The organism is Phytopseudomonas seleniipraecipitans, assembly GCF_900102335.1.
GTDB lineage: Bacteria > Pseudomonadota > Gammaproteobacteria > Pseudomonadales > Pseudomonadaceae > Aquipseudomonas > Aquipseudomonas seleniipraecipitans.
Genome location: NZ_FNBM01000002.1, coordinates 24,508 through 41,819, shown reverse-complemented (window position 1 = coordinate 41,819; position 17,312 = coordinate 24,508). Strand labels below are relative to the sequence as shown.

The following is a 17,312-nucleotide window of genomic DNA, read 5'->3' as shown; positions in this document are numbered from 1 at the left end:
CCATGTCATGCGTTGGAATCGGGTTTCAATCTGTCTGTTGTCGCTGTGCTCTGCCTCCATCCATGCCGAAACGTTGGCTATTCCTGCCGATGCAGCGCTCGAGTTGCCGGAGTCGGTGGTAACCGGCACAAGCGAGAGTGCCACGGGCCCTGTGCTTGGTTATGGCGCCACGCGTTCGGCCAGTGCTACGCGCACCGATACCGCCTTGCACGAGACGCCGCAGTCGGTGAGCGTGGTGTCCCGTGATGTGATCGAAGACATCTCCGCGACTCGCTTGCAGCAGGCGCTGGATCAGGCGGGCGGCGTAGGCCGTGCCAACAACTTTGGCGGCCAGGGCCTGACCACCTTCACAGTGCGTGGCTTTACCACCGGCGAGTTCTATCGCAACGGCTTCCCGATCAATCGCGGTTATCCCAACTCGCCGGATGCCAACACCCTGGAGCGAGTCGAAGTGCTGCGTGGCCCAGCCGCGACGCTCTATGGTCGCGGTGATCCTGGTGGCACCTTCAACGTCATCACCAAGCAGCCATTGGCCGAACAACGTACGACGGTTGGCAGCCAGTTCACCGATCAGGGTTTGCGCCGTGGCACGCTGGACACCAGCGGCCCGCTCGACGAGGAAGGCCGCCTAGCCTATCGCCTGAATGTCATGGCCGAAGGCGGTGACAGTTTTCGTGATGACGTGGAAAGCGAGCGCTATGGCATCGCGCCGGTGCTGAGCTGGCAGGTGACGGACGACACGCGCATCGTGCTGGAGGGTGATTTCATGCGTAACAATCACCCGCTGGATCGTGGCTTGACCCACTACCCGACCCAACGCGGCCAGCCCAGCCATTCGACCTATTACTGGGAGAAGGGCACTGACAACAAGCTGCACAACGATAACGCCATGGTGCAGCTGCGCTTCGAGCATCAGCTCAATGATGACTGGGCGTTGAGTGGCGGCTATCAGTACCTCGACGGCTCCCTCAAGGGCAATGCGGTGGAAGCCAATGGCGTGGCGGCCGATGGAGTGACCCTCAATCGCAACTTCAACTACCGCAAGCTGGAATGGACTGACCATGACGTGCAATTGCACCTCACCGGGCACTTCCAGACCTTCGGCCTGGGCCACACGCTGATTACCGGCGTGGAGTACGAGAATTACGATTACCAGTCGATCATCAATCGTTCGACCGCAGCGTACCCGATCAATATTTTTGATCCGGTCCTTGGTCAGCCGCGGCCCGCGCTGGGCAATATCACCACGCATGATCGCGAGAAACTGAAAACCTGGGCCGCCTTCGTGCAGGACCAGGTCGCCCTCACCGAGCGCCTGAAAGTGCTTGGCGGGGTGCGCCTCGAACGCTTCGAGCATGACTACGACGATCTGCGCCCGGTCAATGCTGACTGGAACAAGGCCGACAACGCGGTGACCCCACGCGTCGGCGTGATTTATGACCTCACCGACAGAGTGGCCGTGTACGCCAACGCGTCCAAATCCTTCAAGCCCAACTCCGGCGCGTCGCGTCTGGGCGGCGGTTTCGAGCCGGAGGAGGGCAAAGCCTACGAGCTGGGCGTGAAGTGGGAAGCATTGGATGGTGCGCTTAACATCGATACCGCGGTATTCCATGTCACCAAGGAAAACGTGCAGACAGTCGACCCGGTTGACTCTGCTTACCGCATCGCCGCTGGCGAAGTACGCAGCCGCGGTTTCGAAGTCAACGTGGCAGGTGACTTGACGCCCGAGTGGCGGGTGATCGGTGGCTATGCCTACACCGACTCCGAGGTCACGCGCGACAACTCGCTGCCGCGTGGCACCCGCCAGGCGAACATCCCGCGCAACAGCTTCAACCTGCTGAGCGTTTACGAGTTCCGCGATGGAGCGCTGCGTGGCTTGGGCCTGGGTGCCAACTTCAAGTACGTGGATGATCGTGCCGGCCAGACGGCTGCGCAGACCTACACCATGGAGCGTTACGCGGTTACCGACCTGCTCAGCTTCTATCAGGTCAACGAGCACCTGCGCCTGAACCTGGACGTGCGCAACGTCTTCAACAAGGGCTACGAAGAGGGCGCCTTCAACTTCTACGCCTACCCGGGCGAGCCGCGAACCGTGCAGACCGGATTCGCGTACACCTTCTGACCCGGCGACCGGTCAGGCGTGTTCCAGCGCCTGGCCGGAGAGCGGCTGCACCACGGGGCGGTCGTGACGATCACGCAGAATGTCCACCGCCACGCCGTAGGTAGTTTGCAGAAGCTCGGCCGTCACGATATCGCGTGGGTGGCCGCTGGCGGCCAGCGTGCCGTCGACCAGCACCAGCAGGTTGTCGGCGTATTGGCAGGCCAGGTTGAGGTCATGCAGCACCACCACAGTCACCAGATTGCGGCTGCGCGTCTCGTTCCGTACACGGTCGAGCAGGGCGACCTGATGGCGCAGGTCCAGCGCGCTCACGGGCTCGTCGAGCAGCATGACCTTGGGTTCGCGCATCAGCACCTGAGCGAAGAACACCATCTGCCGTTGCCCGCCGCTGAGTGAGCCAATACCGCGCCCCGCCAGGTGACCGATGCCGACCTGCGAGAGCTTGCTCATCGCGCGCTCCAGAAGCTCATCGTCCAGACGCAGGCCAAGCTGACCGAGATTGCCCAGCACCACGACTTCAAGCACGGACAGCGACACTTCAGTGCTGCAGTCCTGCGGCATGTAGGCAAAATCCTTGCGCCAGCTGTCGAGCACACGACGCGAGTGGGTGCCCGCCGTAAGGCTGCTCTGTCGGTGCGTGATGCTGCCGCCTGCCAGCGGTAGATCACCCATCAACGCGCGCAACAGGGTGGTTTTACCGGTCCCGTTGGGGCCGAGCACGACATGGATGGCGCCCGCTTCAAGGCACGTATTCAGCCCGCTGATGATGGGCCGCCCGGAGCGGCTGATGGCGAGGTCGTTGAGCTGGATCATGGTCTGCCTCTTTGCGGCGCGAAAATCAGCCAGAGCAGGAACGGCACGCCGACGATGGCCGTCACGATGCCGATGGGAAACAGTGCGCCGGGCAGGATCGACTTGGACAGCACCGACGCCGCCGACAGCATGAAGGCGCCGCAAATGGCCGAGAGCGGCAGCAGGAATCGCTGATCTTCACCTACCAGCATCCTGGCGATATGCGGCGATACCAGCCCGATAAAGCCAATCACCCCGACAAAGCTGGTCGCCGTCGCGGTCATGATCGCCACCAGAATCAGAATCTTCAGCCGCAGCCAGCGGATATTCACACCCAGGCTCACCGCCCGTGCTTCACCGAGGCTCAAGGCGGACAGCTTCCAGGCATCGCCCATCAGAATCGCGCAGCACACCAGCGTCACTGCTGCGGTGATCGACAGCGTGAGCCAGGTGGCTTTACCGAGGTTGCCGAACAGCCAGAAGAGGATCTGCTGCGACAGTTCCGGTGAAGACAAAAACTGCACCAGCGAGAGCAGCGACTGAAAGAGGAACAGCATGGCGATGCCGCCAAGGATGATCGTGTGGCTGCCGGCCTGGCGCAGGGTGGCCAGCGCGAACAGGAACACCACCGCCAGCATCGAGAACGCGAACGCACCCAGCGGCACGCCAATCAGCGGGCCGAGTCCGAAGCTGCCGAAGGCCAGGCTCAGCGCCGCGCCAAACCCGGCAGCGGCGGCCATGCCCAGGGTGTAGGGGCTGGCCATCGGGTTGTTCAGCAAGGTCTGCATTTGCGCGCCACCGGCGCCCAGCGCTGCGCCGACCGCCAGGGCCATGAGCGCCACCGGCAGGCGCAGGTCACGCACGATGGTATCGGTCATCGGCTGGCGATCGCCCACATTCAGCAGCGAACTGAGTACATCCCACGGCGAGAGCAGTGAAGGCCCCGTGGCGATATCCAGTACCAGGCAGGCGGCGCACAGCAGCAGGAATGCCAGGCAGTTGCGCCAGCGTTTGCGCTCGCGCAAGCGGTGCTGGGCGATGGCGTCTGTTTCGAGGTTGGAAAGCGTCATGAACAGGGCTTACTCATCGGCGCTGATGGCAAAGGTGCCCTCAGCCGCTACGGGCAGATATTTGCGGTGGTAGTTCAGGTAATTGGCCAGCGGATCAAGGTCGGCGAACAGGTCCGGATACAACTGTTTGGCGATGAACTGCAGCATGGCGAAGTCACCCAGGCTACGCGAGGCGCCCTGATAAACACCGTAGAGCCTGCCGTCACGAATGGCAGGCAACGCAGCCCAGCCGGGGCGCGAGGCGAATGCCTGCAGTTGCTTGCGCGCCGTGGCCGGGTCCACGCCGGGGCCCATGGAAAGCGCGGTAGGGTTGGTGTTGTCTTCACGCCCGGAAATGACGATCACCTCAGGCCGAGCGACCAACACCTGCTCGGGGTTGATAGGCCCCCACCATTCCACATACGGCGCGGCAATGTTGTCGCCGCCCGCAGCCGTGGCCAGCGCGCCCCACATGTTCTTGCCATAGGTGAATGAGTATTCGGCCGGACCCTTGTTGCCGAACTCCAGATAGATGCGTGGCTTGGGCTTGTGCGCCGCGGCAATGCGCTGATGCACGTCGTTGACCGCCGCGCTGTACAGGTCGGCCAGCTCGTGGGCTCTGTCCTGCTGGCCGGTCACTTCACCGAGCAGCAAGGTCGACGCCACGTGGCGCTCCAGCGTCTGGGCGTTGTAATCGATCACCACGACAGGTACGCCCGCTTTCTCCAGGCGGGCGACTTCGTCGGGCAGCGCCTGAAATTGCCAGTCCGTCAGCACGATCAGGTCAGGGTTAAGGCTGAGCACTTTCTCCACCGAGAAGCTCTGCGTTTCCACCTCGCCGACATCCGGCAGCTGCTCGAGCGCCGGCCGATGGGCGACGTGCAGTTGCCAGTTCATCGGCACCTTCTTTTCCCAGGCACCACGGGAAATACCCACGACCGAATCGAAAGCCGTTTCGCCGCCTACCGCCATGTAATCCTCGAAGTTGAACCCAAGGACAACTCGCTTGGCGGGGAGAGAGGCGGTAACGCTACGCCCCAGCACATCGGTCACCTGCTTCGGTGCTGCGTACGAAAGGCTAGATAAAAGAAAAGCAATAAGCATTACCACTGGCGCGCGAAACGAGGGGCTGGTCATGGTGCGGGGCGTTCCTGTAATCGATTGGCGCATTCTACTCTGATCGCAGCCGGCAGCGCTTTGTGCCGTGCTGCATTGCGAGTGGCAACGCTCAGGCGCAGGGCCGCGGAGATGCACCCGTGCTACCAGCATCATCGAGCATGAAAAAGCCCTGCCGGAGCAGGGCTTGGGGATGGGCGAACTGGGGTGGGCCTTTAATGCTCACCTGAGTTCAGCAGGATTGTGTCGAGTGGCCTGTTCGCGTTTGGCTTTCTCGAGTATTCAGAGAATGGGCTTGCCGCCAGTTACCGCATACCGCGAGCCGGATATGTAGCTGCCTTCGTCGGAGGCCAGCAGCACATAGATCGGCGCCACCTCGATTGGCTGACCCGGCCGGCCCAACGGCGTTTGCTCGCCGAACGAGGTCACCGCTTCCTGCGGCATCGTCGAGACGATCAGCGGCGTCCAGATCGGGCCGGGCGCGACGCTGTTGACGCGGATGCCCTTCGGCCCCAGCAACTGCGCGAGGCCGGCGCTGAAGTTGGCGATTGCGCCCTTGCTGGTTGCGTAGGCGAGCAGCATGGGCGTCGGGTCATCGGAGTTCACCGAGGTGGTGTTGATGATCGAGCCGCCCTTCGGCATCGAAGGCACCGCTGCCTTGCACAGGCGGAACATGGCGGTGATGTTCACATCGAAGGTCCGCAGCCATTCTTCGTCGGGGATGTCTTCGAGCGATTGGCGAGTCATCTGGAAGGCCGCGTTGTTGACCAGCACATCGATACGCCCGAAGCGCTCAACGGTTTTCGCCACGGTGTCCTGGCACACCGCCTTGTTGGCCAGGTCACCCGGCAGCAGCAGGCACTGCCGTCCGGCCTGCTCGACCCAGCTGGCGGTTTCTTTGGCGTCTTCGTGTTCTTCCCAGTAGGCCAGCGCTATATCCGCGCCTTCGCGGGCAAAGGCGATGGCCACCGCGCGGCCAATGCCGCTGTCGCCGCCGGTAATCAGCGCGACCTTGTCTTTGAGCCGGCCGCTGCCGGTATAGCTCTGCTCGCCGCAGTCCGGCTGAGGCTGCATCTTGCGCTGCGAGCCCGGCACGGGCTGAGGCTGAGCGGGGAAGGGCGGAGTCGGGTAGGTACGCATTACTGTCTCTCCTGTGCAAAAGGAAATTGCTGTCGTGGTTCTTTTCGGAGAACTGCACCTGCGTGGAAGTTGAATGAAATCGCCTGCTGTATCGACGAAAGGTTGGTGCCGCTGCTGCCATTCGTCCAGCCAGCGGCACTCGGGCACCGGGGCCAGTTTCAACATGCGTACCAAGGCCTGCTGAGGAGTGATCGCCATGCCACGCGGAAGTAAAGACAAATACACCGACAAGCAAAAACGCAAAGCCGAGCACATCGAGGAGAGCTACGAGAACAAGGGTGTGCCCAGTGATAAGGCCGAAGCGCGGGCCTGGGCAACCGTCAACAAACAGTCCGGCGGTGGCGAGAAATCCGGCGGCTCCGGCAAGAAGACCGACTCAGGCGAGAAGAAGACCGCACGCTCTGACTCGGCCAAACGCGCTGCCAAAACCCGTGAAGGCAAACCACGCGCTTCTACCGACTCGCTGGAGACGCAAACCAAGGAAAGCCTGCTGAAAGAAGCGCGCAGCAAGGACATCAGCGGCCGCTCGACGATGAGTAAAGCGCAGCTGATCGAGGCGCTACGTAAACACCAGTGACGGTGCAGTCCCGTCCGCCGTGTGCATTGCCGCAATGAATAACGCGTTCTGACGGGACGGCCTGGCGGACTATCACCGCTTGTCCGCGCTCACTGGCCCTCCTCAGTGGTGGTGGCGTTGTCGATAAGTGCAAACATTCGGCTTGTCGATCAGCGCCACCGCTGGTTAAGGCGTAGCTATACACCTCAAAACAACAGCAAGGCCACCAGCAACGCGGTGATCACCACGATTGCGCTCACTCGGCTTGCACTCAGCGCCCATGCGCGCTGGCGCGAATTACGAGCGAAGCGGCCACGCACCTCATGCACGCCATTCACCGGTTCGAACAGGTTGCCCGCTTGAAACGTCTGCTCGGCATCGCCGGTCATCTGCCCCGGCCACGCATTACGCGCCATCAGCCTGTCGAGTAGGCCGGGAAACAACAGCGTGCCCATGATCGCTTTCACGGTGGTTATGCCAAGCCACAGCTCCCGCGGCGGCGCGTTGACGACACTGAGAATGGCGCGCGCAGCCACCTGCGGATCATGGATCGGCGGAACCGGCTGCACCTGCTTGCTCAGCTTGTTGCGCGCCCAATCGAATTGCGGCGTATTGATGGCCGGAAGCTGCACCATGCACAGCTTGATGCCGCTGCCTTGATGAATCAGCTCGCAGCGCAGCGAGTCGGTAAAACCGCGCACCGCAAACTTCGCTCCGCAGTAGGCGGCTTGCAGCGGAATGGCGCGATAGGCCAGCGCTGAACCCACTTGAATAATCACGCCACGGTTGCGTGGCCGCATCAACGAAAGCGCCGCCATGGTGCCATGCACAGTGCCCAGGTAAGTGACCTCGGTGACCCGCTTGATTTCATCCGGCAGCAGCTGCTCGACGGGCGAAAATACCGTCACCATCGCCGAGTTGACCCACACCGCAACCGCGCCCAACTCCGCTTCGAATCGCTGCGCTGCCTGGGCGAGCGCTTCCGCATCCGCCACGTCCACACTAATGGCCAGCGTCTTCACGTTGTAAGACTGCAACTCCTCAACCGTTTGCGCTAAACCTTCTTCGCTGCGCGCCACCAGGCCAACCGCATACCCAGCAGCAGCGAACGCATGCGCGCTCGCACGCCCCACCCCTGCACTGGCACCACAAATCACCACTACCGGACGATCAACGTCATTCATATTCAAGTCTCGTAGGTTCTTGAGAAGTAGAGGCTTAGAGAGGCGTGGGGGTTCCAGTGGACGGATCGGGGGGCAGACAGCGTATCTGCTAGTGATATCGAAGAGTGAGTCACGTGGGGCAGTGCTTGGGCTAGAGTATGATTAAGAATTTCAGGCGGAATAGCCCTGTAAGGTCAGGGCTCTCTTGGTGGGAAGTTTGTTGTGGCCTGAGGGAATCGAACTCTTTTTTAGGCGGTTTCGTTACGTCACAGTGCGTGCCAGTGTGTGATTCTTCGGGCTCTAAGGGTGTCGATTCGTGGCTATGGGGCATAATGTTTTCGACACTTTATCTCGGCAGGCAGCATGCTTTACTGTCTATTTTTTTCAGCAATCATTATGCGCACATCATCCCAGTCCAAAAAAATCTGCGTGAACTCTTTCTCTCGCTCTCCCACATATACACATGCAGCAATTCCTGTTTTTGCGTCAAGTGTAGACGCAGCTTCCTCTATAGCTTTTTCAAAAAGGGCTCTTGCTTTCAATACATAGCTGGATATTTCACTGGTCACATAAGAGTGCAACTCTCTATAAATGATCATTGCGCTCTTCATATATTCAAACAAATCAAACGTTTCGGGAAGCTCGGCAAAAACCTTTGGCTTTATTCTGTCTGACCGCTCGGAAATACGCGATTTCGAAGCGTAAAAAACAGTCGGATTTATATCATCATTCTTTGATGCTAAAAATGAACCGTTTATCCCATGCACGACTGTGCCAGCATGCAGGGCATAGTTCCTAAGCTGATCTAATACTCTATATTCTATACTTGCATCGTAAAGCGCCGATTGCTTCTTCTTAATGCGAAGGTATAGTCCCGCCCTGTCGATCTCGTTTGAATTAGACTCAAGGTTATCTATATAAAACCTTGCAATTGATATGAAGTTTATAAGCTTGATATTAACAATTCGCATCAACTCATAGAACGCATAATAAGTAAACTCTTCAAGCTCCAAATAGGACTCGGAGGCTTTTTTGATGGTCACCTCTGCATCAGAGTAATTTTCCGAAAGAATATCAAATAGCTCCTCTATAGCTAACGCAGCGCTAAGTATATCTCTGCTTCTTTTAAATGCATCATACTCATCCTTAGTTATTTCTCTTTCACGAACAGCACTCAAATACCTGTTCCTGATAACATATCGAACGGTTGGATCTTTCGCTTCGCCCATAACTGGCACCCTGCGCGTCAGCGCCGCTTGCAAACATTCTTATATGGCAAATCGCAGTTTTCCGCAGAAACTTATGGCATCATATTATTCGAAGGATTACAGGCTGGCTGATAGCTGCCGCACATGCTCTTAAACTTTGCCTTTGCCCCCTTCCGGCAATCCCTGTAAATCAGTGAGCCTTTTTGATAGTTCTGGCAAACGCTGGAATGATCGATAACCCCATTTCGCTCTATCCAATCAAACTCCCCGAAAACTCTTTTCTTCTGATGGCCGCTTTCCCAAGACCAAGTGCCTGATCTGGTTACTTCACGCACCTCTTTTCGTAGCGGCTTTTGGGGTTGGCTTACGGCTTCTGCTTGGTAGATAGATGCGGCGAATGTGTTAGCTATAGGCTTCGGCTTGTAGTTGCTGTCATTAAATGAAGTCTGCCGCTCTTGGGTTTCCTGTGCGCGTTGGCGTGACCATTCTTCAAGCTCGCGGTTGGCTTGGATGGTCTGTTGGGCTTCGTTGGATCTGATCCAGTCTTGATCGTTGCCTTGTAGCGCTTCGCTAGGTGGTTGCTTAGGCTGTGTAGGATGCTGACTGAATACGGGTTCACCGCCGAAGCGGATAGCCTGTTTAAGCTGCGCCACGTCGATCACGATGGGTTTTGCAAATACTGTGACTAAGCCCCAAAAGATTGCAGATCCAACACCCAGGATTGCCAGCGCGCGCCATGGGCCTTGTTTCTTGCGTGGCCTTATATAATCAGGAACATCGTCCTTGTCAGCTCTCATCACTACTCCTTGTGCTCATAAATAATTCTTTCCCCTTTTGCTTTTCTTTATGCCTGCATTTAATTATTAATTCAAAACCTGCCAAAGCTTTATATATTTTTCCTCTCCACTCTCTTTCATGGCAGTTATCGTTGGGCCTATATAATCATCAAACCCAGGTTTTCCATTGAAACTAACCCCCTCATTTACATTCGTAACCTCAATAACTCCCTTATCATCCAGCATTGCACTCATAGCGACCATCAAGCCGCTTAAAAACTCTTGATGAACGTCTAACTCACGCGCCAATACATCACCAAGCTCAATTTCAAAATCATATGCAGTTTTATTATTAACAACGGCCCACCAAACAATAGCGCACCCTATATTTAGCCAAGTATAACCGCTACTGAAATGGCCATCAGAGCGATCGCCCGCCCCCATCACCTCACCGACCTGATATACGTCCTTTATATTTTGCGCAACCACTAGCGAGGCTTTGGTATTCTCATCAATGCTCGCAATATAGTTATCGGTAAGTCTTTCAATTTTAACAGCGGAAGAGTCTAACCGCTTTTCCAGCTTAACAATTCTATCTCCGGCGCTTACCAAGTGCTTTACTTGTGATTTTATTTCAGCTACAGAGTTCGCATGGGATATTGACTGAACAAATGAGTAAATGATGGCAATCAAACCCAGGAGAATTGATACTATCGTGCCGGCAAATGATACGTACCCTAAAGCGGTTGAACTACTGCCGTAGTATAGAGAGACCTGATGTAGAATCAGTTGCACAAGTACAACAATCAACAATAAAAAAAGCCACTCCCTTCTTTTAAATTTGATGCCTTTATTTTTCTCAACTGACTTAGCCATTCACTCTGCCCTTTTTAAAGCCGAATAATTAAAAATCCGTTTTTCTAGCATACCAACGCTTAGATACTTCCGTTGTAATCGCTATCCCGCGTTTTGATTGGGCAAGTTTCGGTTGGCCTCTTCATATTCGGGGCTGACTTGTCCTTTGTCCGGCATGACCTCCCCAGTCATGAGCCACCAGCGGTATTGTGGATAAGAGAAAAGGGGACAGATTTATTTAATTCCATTACGAGCGCTGTCTCCGGCTTTTCAACTACAAGCCTCAGCGAATCTAGCGCAGGCGAATCCCAAACGCCAGATACAAAAAAGCCCTGCAGGAGCAGGGCTTTGGTGTGTGCAATCTGGAGCGGGCTAAGGGAATCGAACCCTTTTCCAGCTCCCGCAATACTCCGCAAAGCCCCTGCATTGCTGGCGTGGACGCGGATGTTACACGCTTTATTCTGCTTTGCACCGCAGTGCATTCGACACTTTTTCGACGCCTTCACCATTCGCTGATCAATTATAGGGTAGCTGTGATTGGCCCATATCAAGAAGACAATAAGAGCCTACAGTGACTACCTGTTTTTATCTGAGTGCGATCCTTTCGCGACACGGTTATACATCCCTATGTCACTTATTTCTCTGGCAGCAAAATCGAGTATGTTCTTTTTGGCAACACTGCCTGGGCGTATGTCTAGGGATACAAGTAACTCTAATATCTCTTTGTTCGAACACTTGATAGATACAAAGTAATTCTTTAGTTCTTCTGCATTCATCTGCATCAGTTCATCTGCAGACCTTGTTAGGTCAGAGCGTTTTCTATCTACAATCCATTCAATCACCTCCCCTCGCTTCATCTTAGAAGCATTGGATGGCTTTCTATTGCTAAGCTCGAAAATCTCGGAAATTGTAAGATCACTACCTAGCAACCCAGCTTTAGCTCCATCTGCGCCTAGCCAACTTATAAGTATCTCAAGATCTATCATTTGCATACCCGCAGAAATTCTTTAGTTAGACTTCTGAACTGATCAGCCTGCTTCACGGCATTATTGCTTGTCACGTCATAGACAGGCTGACGATTTGCTGCTGCCACTCTTAAACCATCTCCCTCAGTAATGTAATTCTTGAACATATTTCCTGCTCTCTGGAGGCGATTATACTCCAGTTGCTCACTCTGCTTAAGGTCTTCAGCATACTCTCTAGCCATCATGCCAATGGCACCTGAAAAAATCGTATTTGTGTAACCGTCCTCAATTTTCAGAGAGTCCCTGATCATCTCAATGTCATTATTAACGTTCTGAACCTCACCAATAATAGTCGCCACGCCGATTGAAGACTGGCGATCTAGCTTGACTGGAGAGACACAATAATCAGACGCATAAATAATCGAGCGAAGAATGTCTGAAACTTCAGGGTGCGAATCAATTAGTACATAGTCATAAGAGTCATGAAGTGGTGTTAGAACATTGCTGATAGTCTTCATATGAGCAAGCAGTGCAATGTTGTTTGATCGAATATTATTTGTGCTCGGTAATTTATCCGTCGAAACTGTCGATAGTCTCGGGTCGGCCTGAATTAAATCTACGCCTTCCACATGATTAAGAATATCTACGTTGGGTGTCTGATCAGCAGCGCTATATAGTTGTTGAAACTTATTAAAAAGCGTCATCCCATGTGGGTTGTGTACGCCGAATCCTTCAATAAGTTCGGGGAATAGTCTTCCCGATATTCCCCCGCGTTGGTAGTCAGCATCAATCACAAGCACTCGCTTACTGTGATACCGAGCTAACCCCACTGCGATATGATAGCAAGCGGTGGTTTTCCCTACGCCACCTTTTTCGCTTACAAAGCCGACAACCCTAGCCATTATAAATCCTTATATAAATCGGAGATTTTATGCATCTTTTTAGGTTAAAAACTAAGTCTCGCTACATCCTTTGAGCAATAATAAATCACGTCACTTTTTACGAATCTTTGTTGGCATCATCATATTCTGGACTGATCTGTCCTGACTCCGGTGTGATTTGTCCACTAGCAAGCCACAGTGCGTATTGAGGATAGATTCTCACCAGAACCTCAATCTCCTCGGTGCTCATCCGTATGTCTTTAAAGCGCACGCTATGCCAGCGATTCAGCGGAATGTCACTGTTCTTGATCAGGGTGTCGAAACCGGCTTTAGCAATTAAAGCTCTAGCTCGCTGCTGAATTGATTCCATAAAGTTCTAAGTGATTCCAGTGAAATAGTTTCACTACGGGTATCGTTTTGCTATTGTTTGTTCACTGAAATAGTTTCACTGAACAATGCTGATTAAAGCTGACTATAGCGGAGCTAGCCGATGCTACCACCAGAAGGGATCGACTCACAAAAGCTACATGGCGCCCCGCCTTTGATGCCGTGGCCTCGCTTTGCCGAATGGATCGGCATGGGTGACGAGCCCATCGTGGTACGCACTTGGCTCGAACGCGGCTACCTGCCTTCGCAGAAGGTCGGCAAACGCACCATGGTCAACGTGGCCCTGCTGCATCAGCAGCTTCTTGAACAGGAATGGACGCTATGAAGAAGAAAGACGACAGCCTCGACCTCTGCAGCATCAAGACCTTCGCTGAAATGAGTGGTGTGTCTGTTGAGGAAGCCTGCGAGTGGGTCAACAACGGCACCGTACCCAGCATGCGACTGGCCGACTTCCGCATGGTCAACCTTGCCCGCCTGCGTGCGGATCTGCTCAAGGGCAAGACGGCGTTCAACGAAGGGGACTACAGCCATGCCTAAGCAATCGCTGGCCCTGGATACCGCCGCCGCTCTGGCCTTTCTCGGCAATACCGTATTGGTCGAACTCGCCTGGGACGATGAACCCGGCACCTACTGGCACTGCTTGCACGTTATCGGTGTGGTGTTGCCCGTCGAAGGCATCTGCGACCAAGGCTATTTCATCACCGTGCCGCTAAGCGGCATGCAGCACACCCTGGAGATCTACTTTCAGGATGTACTCACCATTCGGGCGATACGGCACCGCGACCGGCAGAGTTCCGGCAACGTACTGGGCCGTATGACCCGACCTATTCAAGAGGGGTCAAGGGCCGCGCTCCCGGCTCGTCGGAACAGCTCCACCGTTCCGTCGAACGGAAGCACGGGCGCAGCGCACCCTTGAGGCCCCACAACCATGACCAGCCTATCAGCGGGAGTGTGGGGTAGCTTCACCACCCCATGCTCCCGAGCCCTCGGCGGCAAGAGCGGGATGACGAGGGCAGCGCCCTTGGTGTCAATCATCCCTCCGGCCCGCACCAGCACCCACGCCTTGTTCATTCTCGAAGGCCCGTTCGCGCTCCTGCTCCCGGCGATCCTGCTGATCATGTGGGTCGCCAACCTGCCGCCCGATTGGCGTTTTCAACCCTCGCTGTATACCCAGGAGCAACCCTGCCAGGAACGGAGAGGGAATCCCTTCATAGACCCAACAAGCCAGATTGAGAGAGAGGTGTGCGAAACCGCTGGCGATGCCTTGCGTGCGACGGCACGGCGCGCGCGAGGGAGCGCTAGCGGTGAGGCGCGCATGAGCGAGCGCTGGAGTGGTTCAGTTCAGAACGGAGGCGCGAGCGAGGCACGCGCCTCCGCGCTGACGTCCCTGTAACACGTCAGATAAACACAGTGAACATTCCGCATTAATCAGCATTAGGTAAATAGAAATGGCAAAGGCAAAAGACTTCATGCGTCTGGACATGCTCGCTCGCGAGGATGCCAGTGGGCGTCTGTTCATCGACCCGGGCACGACTGCCATGGTCGACCTGTCCCGCGTTCGTTTATTGCGTTGCGGGGTGGACACGGTTCGCCAGCTCTATCGGGGCACGATCCGCCCTGAAATCATGGCGCTGTTCGAGAAGCCGGGCACCATGGTGCAGTTTGCTGGCAGCACCTGGCACTCTGGCCGCGTCAGCAAGGACTCCGGTTACCAGTACAAGCTGCAGAACGCTGACCTGGGCATCATCCTTTTGGTGAAGAACTTCAACGCGAAGATCGACAGCCTCGGCCCACACCTGAAAATCGAAGTGTCGCCCCATGCCATCGACGCCCTGTCACCTGAACGCCTGCAGCAGCGCATGGATCTGTACGCCGCCGAAGTGCTGAGCCATCTGGAAATCAACCAGTGCGCCGTCCACCTTGCGCTAGACCTGCAGGGCTGGAAACCGCCTGTTGATCTGGTCGCCCGCATGCACTGCCGGGCCCGCAACCAGCGCGATATCTCGGGCATCAACGAGATCAACTGGACGACCAAATCCAGCACCTATGGCCGCGGCGAAACCTTCATGTTCGGCTCTGCCAGTGGCGTACAGCTGGCGATCTACAACAAGACCGAACAGGCCCGCGCTACCGACAAACTCGACTACTGGGAAAGCGTCTGGAAGCGCCGCGACAGCTTCGACGCCAACGACCCGGACAACTACGACCCTAAGGCGGACGTGTGGCGCGTAGAGCTGCGCTATCACCATTCGATCATCCAGCAATTCGCCAGCGGCTCGGTGGATCTGAAAACCAATGCGGTGATTGATACCAGCTCGTTTGCGGCCTTTGCAGGGCATCTGGACGGCCTGTGGCGCTATGGCTTGAGGCAATTCAAGCTGCTGGCCCGCCCTGGGTATTTTGAGCCGATCTGGACGCTGATCCGTGATGATATCCGCGTGGATCTGCCGGTGGATTCGCTGCTCGATGACACTGAATACAAGCGCTACTACAAGACATCAAACGGCTTCTCCGGCAAGAACGTGGAGCTGTTCCTGGGAAACTTCATAAGCCTACTTGCAAGGGAGCAGGTGGGCGCAAAAAAGGCGTTTAAGACCCTCCAGCAATGGGACTGCTGGCCGGTCATCCGCGATCACTACGCAGCCAAGGACATGACCCAGGACGATCTCTACCGCCATATCCGGGATCTGCTCACAGAGCGGCATGTGCGGTGGGGCAGGGCCGTCTGATGGCCATATTCCAATTGCCGGATGGCCGTTGGAAGGTCGACGTTGAACCCATCAAGGGCAAGCGCTTCCGCAAGACCTTCAAGACCAAGGGCGAAGCACAGCGTTTCGAAGCCACGTGCCGAACCAAGGTCGTCGATAACCGCGACTGGTCGCCCAAGCCCAAGGATAAACGCCGCCTCTCGGAGCTGGTGCAGCTTTGGTATGAGCTGCATGGTGTGGCCCTGTCGGATGGCCTGCGCCGCTTCACCATTCTCAAGGCTGCAGCCACGTTCATGGGTGACCCTGTGGCCCATAAGGTCGATGGTTCAGTGATTGCCTCAGCTCGCGCTCGCTGGATCGCCAAGGGCGTTACCGGCAAGACGGCCAACAATCGCCTGGGCTACCTCAAATCCGTTTACAACGAGCTGCACAAGCTCGACGTGATCGACTACCCGTGCCCGTTCACCCGTATCAAGCCGATCCGCCTGCAGGAACGCCCGCTGGCCTACCTGACCAAGCCGCAGATAACCGAACTGCTCAACGCTCTGCGCGATCGGACGACCGGGCCGCATACCTACATGGTGGCGCTGATCTGTCTATCGACCGGGTGCCGGTGGGGTGAGGCTCAGGCTTTAACCCCTGCAAGGATCGGCGGCGGGGTTATAACCTTCGCCAATACCAAGTCCAAGCGTGTCAGGGCTGTGCCGGTGTCACCGTCCCTGGTGCAATCCATCCAGGAACATTGGGCGGAGCATGGGCCTTTCACCAACTGCATGGGCGTGTTCCGCAAGGTGCTGCACCTGACCACCATCAACCCGCCGAAAGGGCAGGCAAGCCACATACTGCGGCACACCTTCGCAGCTCATTTCATCATGGGCGGTGGGCATATCGTCACGTTGAAAGAGATCCTGGGCCATGCGTCGTTGGCCATGACCATGCGCTACTCGCACTTGGCGCCCGAGCATCTGCATGATGCAATCCGGCTAGGGCCTATGCAGGGTCTGACAGTTTGAAGCCGTATAGGCAAAAGGGAGTTTTGATGGCTAGAGAAACCAGACTTATCGACCCGCTTTCAGAGGTCACTCGAAAAGAGCGGAAGGTTCTTCTTGGGTTAAGCGTTTTAAGTATTTTCATCGTTGGTACTGACGCTGTTCCCACCAAAATTAGCGCGTTAGGGATCGAGTTTGGCGCCATGGATCAGCAGGTATTCGTGTGGCTATTAGCTGCTGTGATTGCCTATTTCACCATCACTTTTATTGTTTACGCCTCATCTGACTATGTGGCTTGGAAGAAGGAGATGCTGGATGAGTATCTCGAGGGCCTCAAAGAGTATTGGTCAGATGTTTATGAGGCCCCTACCTCTGGCAATCCGTACCTAGACGCGATCGAACACGATCGCCAGATAGCCTTTCGCAAACACCGCTTGATCTATCGAATGACTAACCCGATCTCAGTAGTCCGCGCGTTTTTTGAGTTTCTACTTCCTGTTCTAGTGGGAGGCGCGACCTTTTACATAGTTGCACTTCAATGTGAGCTTTCGACACTTCTTCGACACCTGTAATCGTCGCCCACAAAAAAGCCCTGTAAAAACAGGGCT

Annotated in this window: 19 protein-coding genes; 8 read left to right on the top strand and 11 right to left on the bottom strand. The window is 55.9% G+C overall.

What is annotated here, in order from left to right:
* Positions 1 to 7: 7 nt before the first annotated feature.
* Positions 8 to 2,122 (top strand): TonB-dependent siderophore receptor, encoded by a 2,115-nt coding sequence (locus BLS60_RS04940; RefSeq protein WP_092365451.1) that lies wholly within the window; start codon positions 8 to 10, stop codon positions 2,120 to 2,122.
* Positions 2,123 to 2,134: 12 nt separating this feature from the next.
* On the opposite strand, the gene BLS60_RS04935 is transcribed toward BLS60_RS04940, so the two are convergent.
* The 4 genes from BLS60_RS04935 to BLS60_RS04920 all read right to left on the bottom strand — a co-directional run bounded on the left by BLS60_RS04935 (position 2,135) and on the right by BLS60_RS04920 (position 6,216).
* On the bottom strand, positions 2,135 to 2,932 hold the full coding sequence (locus BLS60_RS04935) for an ABC transporter ATP-binding protein (protein ID WP_092365448.1): 798 nt from the start codon (positions 2,930 to 2,932) through the stop codon (positions 2,135 to 2,137).
* Positions 2,929 to 3,981: a FecCD family ABC transporter permease gene (locus tag BLS60_RS04930; RefSeq protein WP_070883298.1), complete on the bottom strand. Its 1,053-nt coding sequence runs from the start codon at positions 3,979 to 3,981 to the stop codon at positions 2,929 to 2,931. Before BLS60_RS04930 ends, BLS60_RS04935 begins: the two co-directional genes overlap by 4 nt.
* Positions 3,982 to 3,990: 9 nt before the next feature.
* Positions 3,991 to 5,097 (bottom strand): ABC transporter substrate-binding protein, encoded by a 1,107-nt coding sequence (locus tag BLS60_RS04925; RefSeq protein WP_092365445.1) that lies wholly within the window; start codon positions 5,095 to 5,097, stop codon positions 3,991 to 3,993.
* 261 nt (positions 5,098 to 5,358) lie between these two features.
* Positions 5,359 to 6,216 (bottom strand): SDR family oxidoreductase, encoded by an 858-nt coding sequence (locus BLS60_RS04920; RefSeq protein WP_092365441.1) that lies wholly within the window; start codon positions 6,214 to 6,216, stop codon positions 5,359 to 5,361.
* Positions 6,217 to 6,412: 196 nt separating this feature from the next.
* On the opposite strand from BLS60_RS04920, the gene BLS60_RS04915 reads away from it, so the two are divergent.
* The gene (locus tag BLS60_RS04915) at positions 6,413 to 6,793 is read left to right on the top strand and encodes a termination factor Rho (RefSeq protein ID WP_092365438.1); all 381 of its coding nucleotides are present in this window, start codon (positions 6,413 to 6,415) and stop codon (positions 6,791 to 6,793) included.
* Between the two features lie 185 nt (positions 6,794 to 6,978).
* On the opposite strand, the gene BLS60_RS04910 is transcribed toward BLS60_RS04915, so the two are convergent.
* The 7 genes from BLS60_RS04910 to BLS60_RS04875 form a co-directional block, all read right to left on the bottom strand.
* Entirely contained in the window at positions 6,979 to 7,956 is a 978-nt protein-coding gene (locus BLS60_RS04910; protein WP_092365435.1) for an SDR family oxidoreductase, read from the bottom strand.
* 347 nt (positions 7,957 to 8,303) lie between these two features.
* Positions 8,304 to 9,113, bottom strand: a complete 810-nt coding sequence (locus tag BLS60_RS04905) for a hypothetical protein (protein WP_167357646.1) — start codon at positions 9,111 to 9,113, stop codon at positions 8,304 to 8,306.
* 122 nt (positions 9,114 to 9,235) lie between these two features.
* Positions 9,236 to 9,940 (bottom strand): hypothetical protein, encoded by a 705-nt coding sequence (locus BLS60_RS04900; protein ID WP_092365428.1) that lies wholly within the window; start codon positions 9,938 to 9,940, stop codon positions 9,236 to 9,238.
* Positions 9,941 to 10,006: 66 nt separating this feature from the next.
* Positions 10,007 to 10,795 (bottom strand): hypothetical protein, encoded by a 789-nt coding sequence (locus BLS60_RS04895; protein ID WP_092365425.1) that lies wholly within the window; start codon positions 10,793 to 10,795, stop codon positions 10,007 to 10,009.
* 554 nt (positions 10,796 to 11,349) lie between these two features.
* The gene (locus BLS60_RS04885) at positions 11,350 to 11,766 is read right to left on the bottom strand and encodes a hypothetical protein (protein ID WP_092365422.1); all 417 of its coding nucleotides are present in this window, start codon (positions 11,764 to 11,766) and stop codon (positions 11,350 to 11,352) included.
* Positions 11,757 to 12,641, bottom strand: coding sequence for a ParA family protein (locus tag BLS60_RS04880; protein ID WP_092365419.1), 885 nt, complete (start codon positions 12,639 to 12,641; stop codon positions 11,757 to 11,759). Before BLS60_RS04880 ends, BLS60_RS04885 begins: the two co-directional genes overlap by 10 nt.
* Before the next feature lie 97 nt (positions 12,642 to 12,738).
* Positions 12,739 to 12,990 (bottom strand): hypothetical protein, encoded by a 252-nt coding sequence (locus BLS60_RS04875; RefSeq protein ID WP_092365416.1) that lies wholly within the window; start codon positions 12,988 to 12,990, stop codon positions 12,739 to 12,741.
* Positions 12,991 to 13,164: 174 nt separating this feature from the next.
* On the opposite strand from BLS60_RS04875, the gene BLS60_RS04870 reads away from it, so the two are divergent.
* The 6 genes from BLS60_RS04870 (at position 13,165) to BLS60_RS04840 (ending at position 17,276) form a co-directional block, all read left to right on the top strand.
* Positions 13,165 to 13,332 (top strand): DNA-binding protein, encoded by a 168-nt coding sequence (locus BLS60_RS04870; RefSeq protein ID WP_174214577.1) that lies wholly within the window; start codon positions 13,165 to 13,167, stop codon positions 13,330 to 13,332.
* The gene (locus BLS60_RS04865) at positions 13,329 to 13,544 is read left to right on the top strand and encodes a hypothetical protein (protein ID WP_092365410.1); all 216 of its coding nucleotides are present in this window, start codon (positions 13,329 to 13,331) and stop codon (positions 13,542 to 13,544) included. The genes BLS60_RS04870 and BLS60_RS04865 overlap by 4 nt, the downstream gene beginning before the upstream one ends.
* Positions 13,537 to 13,923: a hypothetical protein gene (locus BLS60_RS04860; protein ID WP_092365407.1), complete on the top strand. Its 387-nt coding sequence runs from the start codon at positions 13,537 to 13,539 to the stop codon at positions 13,921 to 13,923. The genes BLS60_RS04865 and BLS60_RS04860 overlap by 8 nt, the downstream gene beginning before the upstream one ends.
* 532 nt (positions 13,924 to 14,455) lie before the next feature.
* Entirely contained in the window at positions 14,456 to 15,736 is a 1,281-nt protein-coding gene (locus BLS60_RS04850) for a hypothetical protein (RefSeq protein WP_092365404.1), read from the top strand.
* Complete coding sequence (locus BLS60_RS04845; protein ID WP_208597283.1) at positions 15,736 to 16,728, top strand: phage integrase; 993 nt, start codon at positions 15,736 to 15,738, stop codon at positions 16,726 to 16,728. The genes BLS60_RS04850 and BLS60_RS04845 overlap by 1 nt, the downstream gene beginning before the upstream one ends.
* A 26-nt stretch (positions 16,729 to 16,754) precedes the next feature.
* A complete protein-coding gene (locus BLS60_RS04840) occupies positions 16,755 to 17,276 on the top strand; it encodes a hypothetical protein (RefSeq protein ID WP_092365398.1) in 522 nt (173 codons plus the stop codon).
* Positions 17,277 to 17,312: the final 36 nt, after the last annotated feature.

Coding starts and splice junctions, on each gene's coding strand:
- BLS60_RS04915 (WP_092365438.1), top strand. CDS start 6,413: ATGCCACGCGGAAGTAAAGACAAATACACCGACAAGCAAAAACGCAAA.
- BLS60_RS04845 (WP_208597283.1), top strand. CDS start 15,736: ATGGCCATATTCCAATTGCCGGATGGCCGTTGGAAGGTCGACGTTGAA.
- BLS60_RS04930 (WP_070883298.1), bottom strand. CDS start 3,981: ATGACGCTTTCCAACCTCGAAACAGACGCCATCGCCCAGCACCGCTTG.
- BLS60_RS04865 (WP_092365410.1), top strand. CDS start 13,329: ATGAAGAAGAAAGACGACAGCCTCGACCTCTGCAGCATCAAGACCTTC.
- BLS60_RS04860 (WP_092365407.1), top strand. CDS start 13,537: ATGCCTAAGCAATCGCTGGCCCTGGATACCGCCGCCGCTCTGGCCTTT.
- BLS60_RS04940 (WP_092365451.1), top strand. CDS start 8: ATGCGTTGGAATCGGGTTTCAATCTGTCTGTTGTCGCTGTGCTCTGCC.
- BLS60_RS04895 (WP_092365425.1), bottom strand. CDS start 10,795: ATGGCTAAGTCAGTTGAGAAAAATAAAGGCATCAAATTTAAAAGAAGG.
- BLS60_RS04840 (WP_092365398.1), top strand. CDS start 16,755: ATGGCTAGAGAAACCAGACTTATCGACCCGCTTTCAGAGGTCACTCGA.
- BLS60_RS04910 (WP_092365435.1), bottom strand. CDS start 7,956: ATGAATGACGTTGATCGTCCGGTAGTGGTGATTTGTGGTGCCAGTGCA.
- BLS60_RS04925 (WP_092365445.1), bottom strand. CDS start 5,097: ATGACCAGCCCCTCGTTTCGCGCGCCAGTGGTAATGCTTATTGCTTTT.
- BLS60_RS04920 (WP_092365441.1), bottom strand. CDS start 6,216: ATGCGTACCTACCCGACTCCGCCCTTCCCCGCTCAGCCTCAGCCCGTG.
- BLS60_RS04885 (WP_092365422.1), bottom strand. CDS start 11,766: ATGCAAATGATAGATCTTGAGATACTTATAAGTTGGCTAGGCGCAGAT.
- BLS60_RS04870 (WP_174214577.1), top strand. CDS start 13,165: ATGCCGTGGCCTCGCTTTGCCGAATGGATCGGCATGGGTGACGAGCCC.
- BLS60_RS04850 (WP_092365404.1), top strand. CDS start 14,456: ATGGCAAAGGCAAAAGACTTCATGCGTCTGGACATGCTCGCTCGCGAG.
- BLS60_RS04875 (WP_092365416.1), bottom strand. CDS start 12,990: ATGGAATCAATTCAGCAGCGAGCTAGAGCTTTAATTGCTAAAGCCGGT.
- BLS60_RS04880 (WP_092365419.1), bottom strand. CDS start 12,641: ATGGCTAGGGTTGTCGGCTTTGTAAGCGAAAAAGGTGGCGTAGGGAAA.
- BLS60_RS04900 (WP_092365428.1), bottom strand. CDS start 9,940: ATGAGAGCTGACAAGGACGATGTTCCTGATTATATAAGGCCACGCAAG.
- BLS60_RS04935 (WP_092365448.1), bottom strand. CDS start 2,932: ATGATCCAGCTCAACGACCTCGCCATCAGCCGCTCCGGGCGGCCCATC.